Source organism: Marinobacter lacisalsi, assembly GCF_042651045.1.
Taxonomy (GTDB): domain Bacteria; phylum Pseudomonadota; class Gammaproteobacteria; order Pseudomonadales; family Oleiphilaceae; genus Marinobacter; species Marinobacter lacisalsi.
Window position 1 is genome coordinate 231,766 of the sequence record NZ_JBHSDI010000011.1, and the last position, 15,815, is coordinate 247,580.

Here is a 15,815-nt window from a genome sequence, read left to right on the forward strand (position 1 = left end):
TGGACCGGCGACGATCCGCGGCCTGACGCTCCCTTCTCTCCCGAACTAGACTCTACTGGCTGATGCCAGGGACCAGCTGTGCCACGAATTCAGCGAATTTCACTGATCTATCACCGAATCTGTCGCCAAAAGCTCACTCTCGCCGATTGGACTGCATTCCCTGCCCTTAGTCAGCGCCCAAGGTTGCCGGGCGACGTTCCCTTTTTGACCAGTGCCTGTAACTCTTTAAGCTGCTGATTTACTAGAAAACCTGTCGCCAAAAGCGCATTCTCGCCGATTGGACTGAAATCCCCGCCCTTAATCGGTGACCAAGGTTACTGGTTGGAGCTCTCTTTTTAACTAGCGCCTGCCACCTAAGAAGAACTGGCTGACGTGTAGCTTTGTGCTATGGTTGCTTCACATTCATGGAGGGAGTGATTCATGCGAGGGCTGATTGCGGTTGTTTTGGCGGGGCTTTTGGCAGGCTGTGCATCTACCAGTATCACCGGGTACTCTGACCCGGACTATCGGGATTCGCAGTATGACAGCGTGGTGGTCGTTGCTGAGGGCGCCGGGCTTGAGCGGGCGGCCAGATTGGAGGGTGGCATCTGTGAGAAGTTCCAGTCCAAAGGCATTACCTGCGCCCCGTTCAACCAAATGTTTCCTCCGACACGCAGCCATCCGGCGGACGAAGTTTTCACCGCTCTGAACCACAAAGACATAGGGGCCCTGGTTGTTCTGCTCTCCGGCGCCGACCAATCCTCTGCCCGAAACATCGGTTACCAGACCTTCGGCAGTGCCAACGTCTACGGCAATCAGGTCACCGGGCAATCCTCGTCCATGGCACTTACCGCGTTCTCACGGCAGGCTCATGCCCGCATCGTTTTGGTGGATGCCGACACCCGAGAAACGGCTTGGCTCGGAGACGCCAGAACCGAGGGCAGCGGCGCGGTTAACGTCACCGAGAGCGCTTTCGCTTCCAGCCTGACAACAGAGGTCGTCAGAGCTTTGGTGGAATCGCCGCATTTCAGCGGTGAGTAACATGCACTGGCTCGAGAACCTTCTTTTACCAGTGCCTGGCACTCTTTCGACTATTCTGATTAAGATCAGCTAAACTTTCCATCAAATCTCTGTATTGGTTATTGATCAGTTTATTTCGCATATTCTCTCGAAAATATTATTGCATAACCTTTATAGTTCTGTGCTCATTCAAACGGAACTATTCCTTCAAATATATTCAATTCGACGCGTTAGTTTCTAGACTCTTCACGAAACCCGATTTCCTCTTTACATAAACAGGTAGACCGTTTACGTCAGTCATATTGGTCTTCTCGATACTATCGAAAAAGTCTGGAGAGAACACACCATATCTACCAAGCCACATCTCCCTCAGATACTGCAGCCACTGGTTCTCTTTAAAGTTCGGTGATTTTAATCTAGCAGTAGAATTGAGATAAGTTGAAACCGATGACTCAGGTAGCCATCGAGAAAGATAGTCACTGAAATATATCAGATCACCGTATTGCTTAGATTTAGCCAAGGAAACAATATTAGCGGTGAAAAAATTTGCCTGTTTCAAATACAGGTCAGAAGCTGAACAACAGGATTGACCATCAGAATGCAGCAACAAGTCATTGTCTGCAAAACCAAATGTGATTCTGTTATCTTTAGCTTTACTAGCGAATTCCAACAACCACGGAGCGCGGTATTCAAGAGGAAGCACGTATTCTCGACCGTGCTTCTCTGCACCTAACTTTTTATAGTACCCAATCGGGTTCCCTCCCAAATAACTAACCAACGAATTCCCAAAATTCCTATTAGCATCAATCGGACACTTCAGGTACTCGGCCGAAATATGCTTGACGTTGGCCTTCTTTGCGACGTCAAACACTTCGTCAAAACTCTGCTCGTGGCCAGGGACGATAGGCTGAAATCTAAAGCAAACGGGAATATCTCTTTTCGCAAGGACGCTAGCAGCAAATCCAACATCGCCTAACGGTGGACATCCACGGTCAATTTTCTCTCTTAGGCTTGAGGAAACTATGGTCGTTGAAAAGCGTACATAAACATTGGCCCCACTTAGAACGTCTAAGTAGTCCTTTTGAATAATTTGATCGCTTTTTGTACTTATTATCACTGGATAGCTGTATTCATTTAGTATTTTTAAGTATTCTAAGGTTACTCCGCGCTCCTTTTCTTTTTCTATAAATGGATCGGACATACCTCCAAGTTGAAAAGGAACATTCCTGCTAATTAGTTCGTCAAGCGCTGAGCTTATGATTCCTTCCGAAACCCTTTTCAATCGGTCTCTGAGGGCCTTAGGGTTTCCAATCTGAAGTGCCTCTCCACGACCATAACCTTGTCGTGTCGCGGCGAAACAATACTCACAAGAAAATTGACATCGATTATATGAATCAAGCCTTAATGGAGTGGCGCAAAACGCGACCTGGCTAGTTAATCCAGCGTAATACTTATACGGCCTCATTAATAAAACCTTGCGCCCAATCCCAAACAAAGAGGCTACCATTCCAGACATGTTGACCAACAACGATCAAAAACAATACCAAACTAACCAAGAGAAATAGCTTTATAGTTACGCGAGCAGGCTTTTTACTTTGAGAGTATCTTCCAAAGATCTCATAAAAAACATCTTTTTCAGGTTCATTCTCTTGGTCAACCTTATTGGTCGGCATTCCAAATCTATAAGCGATTCCGCTAACCTTGAAAACAATAAACGTTTCCTTTTTCGCAACAATTGGCTTTTTACACAATTCCGCCAGACCTTTCCTTTTAACCTCTTCCAAATAACCTTTATCCCAAAGTCTTTTGAAGAATTTTTCCTTATTACAATTATCTAGCTTTTTTAGCAGCTTATGTGCCTGCCATACAAGCCAGCGTGGATGATGCCCAAATGAATTATAGTCTGTGAAATTGTTATATTCCTGTATAAATTTCGGACAAAATATTTTGTAAATAGCCAAAGCGAAAACGAAAAACAAAGAAGACAGCCACATTAATTGCCAATTAAAAGGCATAATTAGTTCGATTTCATGAGTCACATTGGCAAATTCAATTACAAGAGGGCTAGGTAATTGGGAAACTATTCCCGCAACGACCGGTACCACTGAGAACCATATTATTAGGTAGCGTACTATAATTAACTGGAAAAAATCGCGGTACGCCTCCCACCGGTCGTCCCAGAACTCATGCCAGGGCTCGCATTTTTTGTTCGACATCTTCAAAGGCCTTTTTCTATATGCAGCAAGTAACTAAATTCAATACTGCCTAACTGCAAATGGAATCGTCTACCGTCTGTCTTGCATAAAGACCACGACAGACTCGCCAATGGACTGATCGTCACCTTGATCGAGATGTTCAGTCCCCGTCTACCTTCAGCACGACTTCCGCTGCACCTAACGATAGACTGTCGACTCGTCTACAGTACGTCTAAACAACGTAACTATGTTCTTGGATGGAAACCTGATATTGCTCTAATTTATTGATATAAATGGTGCCCGGGGCCGGACTCGAACCGGCACGACCTAACGGTCAAGAGATTTTAAGTCTCCAGTGTCTACCAATTTCACCACCCGGGCAGATCGGAGGGCGATTGAAGGCCCGGATTGTATAAGGCCGTGGCGCGCAACGCAATTCGGCGCGGCGCTGAGGCGTCACAGTTCCACTAAAGGGGCTTGTGCGCCCTGCCCTGGTACAGGTAGCCGGCGATTCTGGGGGCCTTTGGCATGTAGAAGTTGGCCAGCTCTGAAATGGTGAATCCCGCCCCCTGGATCAGGCTGTCGATGGGGCGATTGAGGTGACAGCCGCCGGCTATCTTTTTCCAGCCCGGCGTGATCCGGTGTTGCCACTTCTGGATGCCGGTGTGCGGCGACTCGCCATGTTCCAGGAACAGCAGCTCGCCACCCGGTCTGAGTACCCGCCACATCTGGTCCAGCGCTGCCCGGTGATCGGGGATGGTACAGAGTGTGAAGGTCAGCAGAATCGTGTCTACACTGTTGTCGGCAAGCGGAATCTTTTCACCCGGAAGATCGAGCCACTGGACCGGCACCGGTGAGCGCTGGAGGTTGTCCCGGGCTTTGCGGCGCATGCCTTCGGAGGGTTCCAGGCCGTAGACGAGGTCTACCCTGTCCGGGTTGTAGAATTCCAGATTGGTGCCTGAGCCCATACCAACTTCCAGTACCGTGCCCGTGGCCTGGGGCACGATCTGGCTGCGAAGTTTCATGACCTGGCCAACAGAGCAGGCCTTGTCGATGATGTGTGGCAGGACACGATCGTCGTAAAATCCCAAGATGTTCTCCATACTTGATTTAGGACAAGCAGTGCGACATTCCGCCCCATTGGTAATATGCTGTCTTGAGAGTAGCATCATAACCATCTGCCGGTACTAACAAAAACCGCACAAACGAGAGGCAGTAAGCCCGGGTGGAGGTTATCTTCACCATCACTGTGGTTACCGGAGGTTCCTTATGGAGCTTGACCCCCTGTTGCTATCGCGGATCCAGTTCGCGTTCGTGGTTTCCTTCCACGCAATTTTCCCCGTGTTTACCATTGGCCTGGCCTCGTATATCGCAGCACTGGAAGGCCTTGCGTTCAAAACCGAAAACCCGGCCTGGACCCGACTGTCCACTTTCTGGACCAAGGTATTCGCGGTGGTGTTTGGTATGGGTGTGGTGTCCGGCATTGTTATGTCGTTCCAGTTCGGTACCAACTGGTCAAACTTTTCCCAGGCAACGGCGAACTTTCTCGGACCCATGCTCAGTTATGAGGTGGTGACGGCGTTCTTCCTGGAAGCAGCCTTCCTGGGCGTACTGCTGTTCGGTCGGGACAAGGTACCTCCGGGGGTCCACCTGTTCGCTGCGATAATGGTTGCCTTCGGAACCTTTATTTCGTCCTTCTGGATACTCTCGGCTAACAGCTGGATGCAGACCCCCGCTGGCGTGGAGTTCCAGGATGGCGTGTTCCAGGTGACTTCCTGGGCCGAGGCTATCTTCAATCCCTCCTTCCCCTGGCGTTTTGTGCATATGGTGATGGCCTCGTTCCTCACCGGCGGGTTTGTTGTAGCGGGCGTTAGCGCCTGGTATCTCCTCAGGGGGCGGGAAGTTGAGGCCAACCGCAAGGCGCTTTCCATGTGCCTGTGGATGCTGCTGGTGATGACGCCGGCACAGGCCGTTATCGGGGATTTCCACGGCCTGAATACCCTTGAACACCAGCCGGTGAAGGTTGCGGCCATGGAAGGTAACTGGGAGACCGGCACCAATGTTCCACTGCTGCTGTTCGCCCTGCCCGATCAGGCCAACCAGACCAACCATCTGGAAATGGGTATTCCCGGGCTGGCCAGCCTGATTCTGGCCCACGACTTCGACGGCGAGGTACCGGGGCTGGACCAGGCGCCGGTAGCCGAGCAGCCCCCGGTGGCCATCGTGTTCTGGGCCTTCCGCATTATGGTGGGCCTTGGTTTCCTGATGATCGCCTTTGCGGTGGCAGGCCTGGTGCTGCGTGCCGGGGGCCGGTTCGCCAAAACCCCCTGGTTCCTCCACGGCTTGCGTCTGATGTCGTTTACCCCGTTCCTGGCGGTTCTGGCCGGCTGGTTTGTGACCGAGGTGGGCCGTGCGCCCTGGCTGGTCTACGGCATGATGACCCAGGCCGAAGGGCTCACCCCTTCACTGACCGGTGGCATGGCCCTGTTCACCCTGATCGGTTATATCGTGGTCTATGCGCTGGTGTTTTCCGCAGGCGTCTACTACCTGATGCGGGTTCTGCATGACGGTCTGGAGGCAAAGGACGATACCAACGAGGCCGACCGGCCCAAGCGCCCCATGTCTGCCGCGCACGTTCCGTTCGAATTCAATGAAGACATTGTCCGTCAGGGGGGGTACTGAAATGGAACTGTTTGATCTGGCCCTGATCTGGGCATTTATTATTGGATTTGGCGTCATCATGTACGTTCTGATGGACGGTTTCGACCTGGGCGTGGGCATCCTGTTTCCGTTCGCCCCGGATGAAGAATCCCGGGATATCATGATGAACTCGGTGGCCCCGGTGTGGGACGGCAACGAGACCTGGCTGGTGCTTGGCGGCGCCGGGCTGCTGGCAGCCTTCCCGCTGGTGTATTCCATCCTCTTGCCGGCGTTGTATATCGGTGTCTTCCTGATGCTGGCCGGGCTGATCTTCCGGGGCGTGGCCTTCGAGTTCCGCTTCAAGGCCAACACGTCCCGTTACCTCTGGAACTGGGCCTTTGCCGGCGGCTCGACCGTGGCGGCCTTCGCCCAGGGGGTGGTGGTTGGTGCCTACATCCAGGGCTTCGAGACCGCCAATCGTGTCTATACCGGCGGTGCCCTGGACTGGCTGACACCCTTTACGGTTCTCACCGGGCTGGGCCTGCTGGCCGGTTACGCGCTGCTGGGGGCCACCTGGCTGGTCCTGAAAACGGAAGACCGGCTCCAGCAATGGGCACGAAGGCTGGTGATTCCGCTGCTGATTGCCGTGCTGGTTGTGTTCATAATCATCAGTGTGTGGACGCCGTTCGTGGATCCGTTCGTCCGTGACCGTTGGTTCAACAACCTGAGCCTGATCTGGGTATTCCCGGCCCTGGGACTGGTCTGCGCCTATACCATTTTCCGCTCGGTACGCCGCCACCAGGATGGCATGCCATTCGTGGCCACCATGGGGCTGTTCATCTTTACCTATCTCGGGCTCATCGTCAGCAAATGGCCCTACGTGGTGCCGCCGGACTATACCCTGTGGGATGCATCGTCGGCCTATGGCTCACAGCTGTTCCTGTTGCTGGGTCTGCTGTTCGTGATCCCGGTGGTACTGGGCTATACCGCCTGGACCTACTGGGTGTTCCGGGGCAAGGTGCGGGCTGACGCGGGATACCATTAGTGTCACAGCCTTCCGGCAGAGAGGCAGCGCGCTGGCTGAAAGAACGCCAGCGTCCTGCCCTTCCCCACATCCGGCGGGCCGCCCTGGCCGGATCACTGGCGGCCCTGGCGACCATAGGCCAGCTGGCCGGTATTGCCTGGATTGCCCATGCGGCTCTGGTTGAGTCCTCCGGCGCCACCAATCTGCTGTGGGTTGCCCTGTTGGTCGTTGTCGCCATTGGCGTGAGGGCAACCGCCATTGCCGGTCAGAACCGCTTTGCGGCGCAAGCCAGCGATGAGGTTCGCGCCCGGCTCCGCGAGGATCTCCTCGAACGGTTCGGGCGGCTTGGTTCGGCCCGCCTTGCGCGGCAATCCTCCGGCACCCTGGCATCGGAATGGATCGACCAGGTGGAGGCCCTGCACGGCTACTACGCCCACTACCTGCCCCAGATGATCCTGTGTGTGTCAGTGCCGGTGATGATTCTGGCAACGGTGCTGTGGCTGGACTGGCTGGCTGCCCTGTTCCTGCTGCTTTCCGCCCCGCTGATCCCGTTGTTCATGGCACTGGTCGGCATGGGGGCGGAGAAGCTGAACCAGCAACACATGGAAACCCTCGGGCGTCTGTCCGGCCATTTCCTGGACCGGCTCAGGGGCCTGACCACACTGCAACTGTTCCAGTACACGGCGCCCGCCACGGCGGATATTGCAGCAGCGACCGATGATTATCGGCGCATTAACCTGAAAACCCTGCGGGTTGCCTTCCTGTCGTCCGCCGTGCTCGAGTTCTTTGCCTCGGTGGCCATTGCGGTCATCGCGATTTACATCGGCTTTGGCCTGCTGGGCTACATCCAGTATGGCCCCTCGCCGCAACTGACGCTGTTCTCGGGGCTGTTCGTCCTGCTACTCGCACCGGAGTTCTTCCAGCCCCTGCGGCAGCTCGCCCAGCACTACCACGACCGCGCGACCGCCCTGGGCGCCGCGGCCCAGCTACGTGCCCGGCTGGGTGACGGCGAACCGTACGAATCCGCCGACAAGCCTGTAGGCGACGCTGCCAGCCCTGACGAGGCGGTCCGGATCGACCACCTCACCGTTACCTTTGATGATGGGCGGACCGGTCTGGCCGATGTCTCCCTGAGCATTCAGCCGGGAGAGCTGGTACTGCTCGAGGGTGCCTCCGGAAGTGGCAAATCCACCCTGCTCAACATCATGGCCGGATTTCTGGCGCCCTCCGCAGGGGCGGTGCATACCTTTGGCCGGTCTCCCGGCAGTGAGCCCTTTGGCTGGCTGGGGCAAACGCCCTTTATCCGTCAGGACACCTGGGCCGGCAACCTGCGGCTGGTGGCGCCGGATGCCGCGGACGAGCAACTGTTGTCCGCGCTGGCACAGGTCGGCCTCAAGTCGCTGGTCAGCGAACGCCCCGATGGCCTCGATACCCGTATACAGGAAGGTGGCGCGGGGCTCTCCGGCGGCCAGGCCCGACGGCTGGCCCTGGCACGGCTGTTCCTGGCCGACTATCGACTGGTGCTGATGGACGAGCCTACAGCCGGTCTGGACGCCCAGAGTGAGCAACAGGTGATTGATGCCATCGCAACCCTTCGGCAGCGGGGCACCACCGTGGTAATTGCCAGTCATCACCCGGCGTTCAGGGATACGGCCGATCGCCGGCTGTCGCTCAGTGACGGGAGGTTGCTCCATGGGTGAGCTCTGGCCGTGGTTCCGTCTGCTATCGGCCCATCGGCGACGGCTGATGATCGGTGGCCTGTTGATGTTCGCGACGATTCTGGCGGGTGTGGGGCTGCTGGCGCTGTCCGGCTGGTTTATCACCGCCACGGCGCTGACCGGGTTACTGATGGCCGCCGGGGTCAATGCCCACCTGAACATCTACACCCCAGGCGGCGGCATCCGCTTCTTTGCCCTTGCCCGTACGGTCTCACGCTATGTTGAACGGCTCTATAACCACGATACGGTGCTACGCCTGCTGGCGGATATCCGCGTGGTCTTCTTCGGGCGTCTTGCGGCAGCGGCGCCGGGCACCCTGGGGGGCCGGCGAGCCGCCGACTGGCTTAACCGTCTGACCCGTGACATCGATACCCTGGATACGCTCTACCTTCAGCTGGTCGCGCCGCCCGCAATGGCGGTTGCGGGCCTGGTAATCCTGGCCGTGGTGTTGGCAACGGTTGCCCCGCTGATGCTCTGGTCACTGTTGCCCCTGCTGCTGTTACTGCCGGTACTGTACCTGCTGGCGCTGTTCACCCATGGCCCGGGCAAACGCCAGGGTTTCGGGGAGGAGGCTCTCAGGGGTCGGTTCGTGGACGCCATCGAGGGCATGGGTGAGCTGCAGGGCGCCCATCGCTGGACCAGCGAAACCCGGCAGCTGCTTGCCGAAAGCCGGGGCCTGGATCAGCTGAAGCTGACCACCGAGAGCCGTACCGCCATCACCAACGGTATTACCCTGATGGCTATCCAGTTCGCGGTGCTGCTGGCACTCTGGGCTGGCCTCGACCTCTGGCGAGGGGGCCATCTCAGTGGTCCGGTAGCCCTGCTGTTCACGCTGGCCATACTCGGGCTGGGGGAAGCCTTCACTGGCCTGCCGGCTGCCTTTGGCCGCCTGGGGGCTACCATAGGGGCCGCGTCCCGGCTGAACGGTGAGGGCGGCGAGCCCCGACCGGAAGCCGAGCCACCGGCCCCCGGCGATATCACCCTGGAAGCGGTGGCCGCCATTCGCCATGGCGAGCCCCTGTTCAACCCTGTCACCGTGCAACTACCGCCCGGGCAGCGACTGGCGCTTGTCGGACGGTCCGGGTCAGGCAAGTCAACGCTGCTCGACCACCTGGCGGGAATGGCAGGCACCGCCATTGAGGGGGAGCTAAAACTGGCCGGCAAAGGCGTCACGCCGTCGCAACTCGGGGGCTGGCGAAGCTGCGTCAGCTATCTCCGCCAGAACACGCACTTCTTCAGCGACAGCCTGCGGGCCAACCTGGCCATGGCGAAACCGGAGGCTTCCGATCAGGAACTGATGGACGTGCTGGAGGCGGTCGCGTTGTCGGACCTGCTGGGAAGGCTACCCCACGGGCTGGACACCTGGATTGGCGACCAGGGCCGATTGCTGTCCGGTGGCGAAAGACGACGTGTCGCGCTGGCCAGGGCCCTGCTTCGCCCCGGCTGGCTGTTGCTGCTGGACGAGCCGTTTACCGGGGTAGACAGCCACACCCGCGAGCAGATCGAGGCCCGGATCGAGCCCTGGCTGGCGAACCGGACCTGTATCTTTTCAGCTCATAGTACCGATGCAATACCCGCCACCGACCAAAGGATTGACCTCGATCTTCCAGCCCGCTAGCTTTCGGACAGCACCTCGAAGGTCATTTCCGCATTTGCCTGCAGCCGTTTCAGCAGGTCGCCGTCCATCAGGCTCGACGGTGTCCAGAATCCCCCGGCGGTCTCTTTGGGCACATCGAACGCAAGACATTCCGCTGCCTGGGCCAGCATCCGGCTGGTTGAGCCATAACCCGGGTCGCCCTGCCCCGTTACTTTCGTGGTCAGGGTCTGGCCACCCTCGGTCGTGCCGATAAAGCGCAGATCGTAGAAACCCTTTTCCTGGGCTTTCTGGTCGGGGCCTTCACCAGGCTCGGGCAATACAAACCGTTCCAGTGCCCAGCGGGTTGGCTTGATAGCGGTTGCCAGGGTAAAACCGCCCATGGCTCCGGCCATGGCCAGTGCCCGCCCACGACCTTTCCAGCCACGGCCAGTAACCATGGCTTCGTCATACTGGAATTCAGTGCCGTATGGGGCTTCCAGCAGGGCGTTTGAGCGATGCACCACGCGGGTGTTGATGGCCGCCATCAGGAAGGGGGCCACCCAGGATTCCAGGTCAGCGTCGAACTCCGCCGCCTTGACGTTGGGCTGGCGCTGAACCGACCGGTGGTCCGCAGGACACAGGGAGAACGGGTTGGCCAGCTCCTTGCGCAGCGCCGGGTTTGAGGCGGCTTCCTTGACCACATTCATCAGGCTGGCAATGGTACCCCCGGACAGCCCCCCTTTGGCGGCCTTGACGCGCATTTTCACCCGTTCGCAGGGCTGCCCGAACCGGGCCACGGCTTCCTGCTGCAGGTGCCATACACCCATGTCCGACGGAATCGAATCGAAACCGCAGCAATGGACGATGCGGGCCCCGGTACTCTTCGCTCGCTCCTCGTACAGCTGGATCATGCGACGGATCCACTGCACCTCGCCGGTCAGGTCGCAGTAATCCGTACCACTGTCGACACACGCCCGCACCAGCGGTTCGCCATACAGGGCATAGGGCCCCACCGTGGAGACCACCACGCGGGTCTGCTCGCACATGGCCGCCAGGGAATCCTCATCGGCGGCATCGGCAATCACCATGGGCAGGTCCACCGCTGCCGGGCCAAGGTCGTCCTTCAGGCGGTCAAGCTTCGCCTTCGAACGCCCCGCAATGGCCCAACGGACCTCGCCTTTCCCGGTTTTACCAAAGCCGTGTCGTTCGGCCAGGCGGCGCGTCAGGATTTTGCCGACAAAACTGGTGGCACCAAAAAGTACGATGTCGTACCTGGGATCCATGCGGGTATCTCCTGTCAGTTGCGATAGCAGGTTGAGGTGGATAAGCATTCAGAGGGTTTCAGCATAGCAGAGCCGATCACAACAACCACGCCCGATTCCGTTATCCGGGCATAAAAAAAGGGGCGCTCGCAAGCGCCCCTTTTTCTTTCTGAAGCAGGATGTTACAGAACCTTCTTCAGTTCCTCTTCGAACTGAGGAATCGCTTCGAACAGGTCGGCAACCAGGCCGTAGTCAGCCACCTGGAAGATCGGGGCCTCTTCGTCCTTGTTGATCGCAACGATCACCTTGGAGTCGCCCATACCGGCCAGGTGCTGGATGGCACCGGAGATGCCCACGGCGATGTACAGCTGCGGGGCAACGATCTTGCCGGTCTGACCAACCTGCATGTCGTTCGGTACGAAGCCGGCGTCAACAGCGGCACGGGAAGCGCCCACTGCAGCACCCAGCAGGTCGGCAACCTGCTCCAGCATCTTGAAGTTTTCACCGTTCTGCATGCCCCGGCCACCGGAGATGACGATACCGGCACTTGCCAGGTCAGGACGGTCGGACTGGGCCAGCTCTTCACTCACGAAGGAGGAAACGCCAGCGTCCTTGACCACGTCCAGGCTCTCAACGGAGGCAGAACCACCTTCGCCGGCAACCGGGTCGAATGCGGTCGGGCGAACGGTGATCACCTTGGTGCTGTCCTTGGACTTGACGGTCGCAATGGCGTTACCGGCATAGATCGGACGAACAAAGGTGTCAGCGTCCACCACGCCCATGATGTCGGAAACCTGGGCAACGTCCAGCAGGGCTGCAACGCGGGGCATGAAGTCCTTGCCGGTGGTGCCGGCAGCGGCCAGGATGTGGCTGTAGCCCTTGCCAGCTTCGGCAACCAGCTCACCCAGGTTCTCGCCCAGGTTGTGGCCATAGGCAGCGTTCTCAGCCAGCAGGACCTTGTTCACGCCCTCGGCCTTGGCAGCCTGCTCGGCAACGGCACTGCAGTTGTCGCCGGCAACCAGAACGTCGATATCGCCACCGATTTCCTTGGCAGCCGCCAGGACACTCAGGGTAGCCTGCTTCAGGCTGCTGTTATCGTGTTCAGCAAATACAAGGATGCTCATTTAGATCACCTTCGCTTCGTTCTTCAGTTTGTCGACCAGCTGGGCTACGTCTTCCACCTTGATACCAGCCTTGCGGGAGGCCGGCGCTTCAACCTTGACGGTTTCCAAGCGGGGCGCAATCTCAACACCCAGGTCAGCCGGCGTGGTGGCATCCAGCGGCTTCTTCTTGGCCTTCATGATGTTCGGCAGGGAAGCGTAACGTGGCTCGTTCAGACGCAGGTCTGTGGTAATCACCGCAGGCAGGTTCAGCGACAGGGTCATGAGACCGCCGTCAACCTCACGGGTCACATTGACCTTTTCGCCTTCAACAACTACCTCGGAAGCGAAAGTGCCCTGCCCCCAGCCGGTCAGTGCGGCAAGCATCTGGCCAGTCTGGTTGTTGTCGGAGTCAATGGACTGCTTGCCGAGGATAACCATCTTCGGCTCTTCTTTCTCGACAACGGCCTTGAGCAGCTTGGCGGCTTCCAGCGACTGGACTTCTTCGTCCGTCTGAACATGGATACCGCGGTCCGCACCCAGTGCCAGGGCTGTACGGATTTGCTCCTGAGCAGCCTTCGGGCCAATGGAGACCACGACGATCTCACTGGCAACGCCCTTTTCCTTGAGACGAACCGCTTCTTCTACAGCGATTTCACAGAAAGGGTTCATCGCCATCTTGACGTTGGCAAGATCAACACCGGAGTTGTCCGGCTTGACGCGTACCTTCACGTTGTAGTCGATAACTCGTTTTACAGCGACCAGAACCTTCATAGATTCCTCGTTCTTCTACGATGGGTTTAATGACTCGTAATCAAAAAAACTCTCGACCAGCCCGCCGGGGACGACATCCGCCAACGTGGCAACACCAGAGTATTCATGATTCCTGTCGCTTCGACCGCACGGGAGCTGCAGCCGAACATTGATCTAAACAGCAAAAACTCCGTTGGACCTGCTGTCAGGGCGCCATAATACTGACGGCAAAGACCCGGTGGGTCAATAGTCAATACCGTATTGGTACGGATCTGTGGCGCGTTCCGGATTGGTTTGGTCACCCCGGAAGACAGCACCTGTTCTGATTTTGCCCCCTGAAAGGCCCTTTAACGCCCGTTTTTGAAACACTGTTCCGCAAAATATGTTACAGTTCTCTTTGCTTGCTACCCGGTTGGCATTACCCCGAAAGCGCCCAATCGGTAGCGCGGACAACAAGATGCCAGAAAAACACTCCGCATTCAAACGGTCGTTTGAACTGAGCAAAAAGCAGGTTACACTGTCGTTAAACGGCGGCCCGTCCGGTATCATAGGCGTTTTTCGCCATGTGCAGGGCCAGCCCGAGAGGCTATAGCGATAACCGCAGGTTTGGTTCTGCGCACAACACATGAAGGGTTGCGAGCAGCGGGGCCCACGCCCCCTGCCCTGGGTTGAATTCGGTCAGCACCCGAACGTGCCAGATTCCTTCTGTTCAACTGATGAGAAGTTTGAGGAGACCAACGTGGAACGCGAATCAATGGAATTTGATGTTCTGATCGTCGGCGGGGGCCCAGCGGGTCTCTCTGCAGCCTGTCGCACCATGCAACTGGCGCAGGAGGCCGGCGAAGAACTGACCGTTTGTGTCGTGGAGAAAGGCTCCGAGATCGGCGCCCATATCCTGGCGGGCACTGTGTTCGAGCCGACGGCTCTGAACGAACTCTTCCCTGACTGGAAAGAGCGTGGCGCCCCCCTGAACACCCCGGTTACCCGGGACGATATCTTCTTCATGAAGAGTCAGGACAAGGCCACCAAGATCCCGAATGCTTTCGTACCCAAGAGCATGCACAACGAAGGCAACTACATCATCAGCCTGGGCAACCTGTGCCGCTGGCTGGCCGAGCAGGCGGAAGCGCTGGGCGTCGAAGTCTACCCGGGTTTCCCGGCAGCAGAAACCATCGTCGAAGATGGCCAGGTCAAGGGCATCATTACCGGTGATATGGGCGTTGCCCGCGACGGCGGCGAGAAAGACGGTTACATGCCGGGTATGGAGCTGCGCGCCAAGTACACCCTGTTCACGGAAGGCTGCCGCGGTCATCTGGGCAAGCGCCTGATCAACGATTTCAAGCTGGACGAAGGCAAGGACCCGCAGCATTACGGCATCGGCATCAAGGAACTGTGGGACATCGACCCTGAGAAACATGAACCAGGCCTGGTCGTTCACGCCCTTGGCTGGCCTCTGAGCGAATCCGGCACCACCGGTGGCTCGTTCCTGTATCACCTGGAAAATGGTCAGGTGTACGTGGGTCTGATTACCGACCTGTCGTACAGTAACCCCCATGTCAGCCCGTTCCATGAGATGCAGCGACTGAAGCTCCAACCGGAATACCGCAAGTATCTGGAAGGTGGCAAGCGCGTCTCCTATGGGGCCCGCGCCCTCACCAAGGGCGGCCTGAACTCCCTGCCGAAGATGAGCTTCCCGGGTGGCTTGCTGCTGGGCTGTGACGCCGGCACCCTGAACTCTTCCAAGATCAAGGGCTCTCACACCGCCATGAAATCGGGGCTGCTGGGTGCCGAGGCCGTGTTCGAGGCTCTCAAGGAAGGCAAGAACGGTGATGAAATTACCAGCTTCCAGGAGCGTTTCGAAAACAGCTGGCTGTATAAAGAACTGTTCAAGGAGCACAACTTCTCTCCTGCAATGCACAAGTTCGGCCAGATCGGCGGCGGTGCCATTGCCTTTATGGAACAGAATATTCTCCGTCGCCCGCTACCGATGACGTTCCACGACACGGTGCCCGACTACGCCACCATGAAGCCGGCCGACCAGTGCAAGAAGATCGACTACCCGAAGCCGGATAACACCTTTACCTTTGATAAGCTGTCCTCGGTGTTTATCTCCAACACCAACCATGAGGAAGATCAGCCGATTCACCTGAAGCTGAAGGATCCGTCGATCCCCATCGAGCACAACCTGCCCAAGTACAACGAGCCGGCACAGCGTTACTGTCCGGCCGGTGTCTACGAGGTGGTGGAAGCGGAAGATGGCAGTGGCAAGAAGTTCCAGATCAATGCCCAGAACTGTGTCCACTGTAAAACCTGTGACATCAAGGATCCGGCCCAGAACATTACCTGGGTAACGCCCGAAGGGGGCGGCGGCCCCAACTACCCGAACATGTAACAGACGGTTCGGTACAGAAAAGGCCGGGGCCAACGCCCCGGCCTTTTTTTGTGCGGTGTCCCGTCCTGAAATACGTTGTCATCTGGAGAATGAGCAGATGGGCAACGATACTCCCACCCGGAAGAAGCGCACGCAGCGTGATTACAACCTGGGCTT

General features: G+C 57.4%; 12 protein-coding genes and 1 tRNA gene. 6 read left to right on the forward strand and 7 right to left on the reverse strand.

Features of this window, described 5'->3' with window-relative positions; all coding sequences use genetic code 11:
• Positions 1-420 precede the first annotated feature (420 nt).
• Positions 421-1,020: a hypothetical protein gene (locus tag ACFOZ5_RS08540; protein WP_379886615.1), complete on the forward strand. Its 600-nt coding sequence runs from the start codon at positions 421-423 to the stop codon at positions 1,018-1,020.
• Positions 1,021-1,216: 196 nt separating this feature from the next.
• On the opposite strand, the gene ACFOZ5_RS08545 is transcribed toward ACFOZ5_RS08540, so the two are convergent.
• The 4 genes from ACFOZ5_RS08545 to ACFOZ5_RS08560 all read right to left on the reverse strand — a co-directional run bounded on the left by ACFOZ5_RS08545 (position 1,217) and on the right by ACFOZ5_RS08560 (position 4,285).
• The gene (locus tag ACFOZ5_RS08545; protein WP_379886616.1) at positions 1,217-2,200 is read right to left on the reverse strand and encodes a hypothetical protein; all 984 of its coding nucleotides are present in this window, start codon (positions 2,198-2,200) and stop codon (positions 1,217-1,219) included.
• A gap of 250 nt (positions 2,201-2,450) precedes the next feature.
• Entirely contained in the window at positions 2,451-3,215 is a 765-nt protein-coding gene (locus ACFOZ5_RS08550) for a hypothetical protein (protein WP_379886617.1), read from the reverse strand.
• 273 nt (positions 3,216-3,488) lie between these two features.
• A tRNA-Leu gene (locus tag ACFOZ5_RS08555) sits at positions 3,489-3,575 on the reverse strand.
• An 86-nt stretch (positions 3,576-3,661) separates the two neighbouring features.
• The gene (locus tag ACFOZ5_RS08560) at positions 3,662-4,285 is read right to left on the reverse strand and encodes a class I SAM-dependent methyltransferase (protein WP_379886618.1); all 624 of its coding nucleotides are present in this window, start codon (positions 4,283-4,285) and stop codon (positions 3,662-3,664) included.
• 178 nt (positions 4,286-4,463) lie between these two features.
• Here ACFOZ5_RS08560 and ACFOZ5_RS08565 point away from each other — a divergent pair, with 178 nt between their 5' ends.
• The 4 genes from ACFOZ5_RS08565 to cydC are packed head-to-tail and all read left to right on the forward strand — an operon-like array spanning position 4,464 to position 10,194.
• Positions 4,464-5,876 carry a cytochrome ubiquinol oxidase subunit I gene (locus ACFOZ5_RS08565; RefSeq protein ID WP_379886619.1) on the forward strand — a complete coding sequence of 471 codons (1,413 nt, stop codon included), beginning with the start codon at positions 4,464-4,466 and terminating at the stop codon, positions 5,874-5,876.
• 1 nt (position 5,877) lies between these two features.
• Complete coding sequence (cydB, locus tag ACFOZ5_RS08570) at positions 5,878-6,879, forward strand: cytochrome d ubiquinol oxidase subunit II (RefSeq protein WP_379886620.1); 1,002 nt, start codon at positions 5,878-5,880, stop codon at positions 6,877-6,879.
• The gene (cydD, locus tag ACFOZ5_RS08575; protein WP_379886621.1) at positions 6,879-8,558 is read left to right on the forward strand and encodes a thiol reductant ABC exporter subunit CydD; all 1,680 of its coding nucleotides are present in this window, start codon (positions 6,879-6,881) and stop codon (positions 8,556-8,558) included. Before cydB ends, cydD begins: the two co-directional genes overlap by 1 nt.
• Positions 8,551-10,194 carry a thiol reductant ABC exporter subunit CydC gene (gene cydC / locus ACFOZ5_RS08580; RefSeq protein WP_379886622.1) on the forward strand — a complete coding sequence of 548 codons (1,644 nt, stop codon included), beginning with the start codon at positions 8,551-8,553 and terminating at the stop codon, positions 10,192-10,194. Before cydD ends, cydC begins: the two co-directional genes overlap by 8 nt.
• Here cydC and ACFOZ5_RS08585 read toward each other — a convergent pair.
• From ACFOZ5_RS08585 to ACFOZ5_RS08595, 3 genes are all read right to left on the reverse strand, one after another.
• On the reverse strand, positions 10,191-11,435 hold the full coding sequence (locus tag ACFOZ5_RS08585; protein ID WP_379886623.1) for a saccharopine dehydrogenase family protein: 1,245 nt from the start codon (positions 11,433-11,435) through the stop codon (positions 10,191-10,193). The genes cydC and ACFOZ5_RS08585 overlap by 4 nt on opposite strands.
• A gap of 161 nt (positions 11,436-11,596) precedes the next feature.
• Entirely contained in the window at positions 11,597-12,538 is a 942-nt protein-coding gene (locus tag ACFOZ5_RS08590; protein WP_379886624.1) for an electron transfer flavoprotein subunit alpha/FixB family protein, read from the reverse strand.
• On the reverse strand, positions 12,539-13,288 hold the full coding sequence (locus ACFOZ5_RS08595) for an electron transfer flavoprotein subunit beta/FixA family protein (RefSeq protein WP_379886625.1): 750 nt from the start codon (positions 13,286-13,288) through the stop codon (positions 12,539-12,541).
• A 718-nt stretch (positions 13,289-14,006) separates the two neighbouring features.
• Between ACFOZ5_RS08595 and ACFOZ5_RS08600 the strand changes: the two genes are divergently transcribed.
• The gene (locus tag ACFOZ5_RS08600; protein WP_379886626.1) at positions 14,007-15,659 is read left to right on the forward strand and encodes an electron transfer flavoprotein-ubiquinone oxidoreductase; all 1,653 of its coding nucleotides are present in this window, start codon (positions 14,007-14,009) and stop codon (positions 15,657-15,659) included.
• Positions 15,660-15,815: the final 156 nt, after the last annotated feature.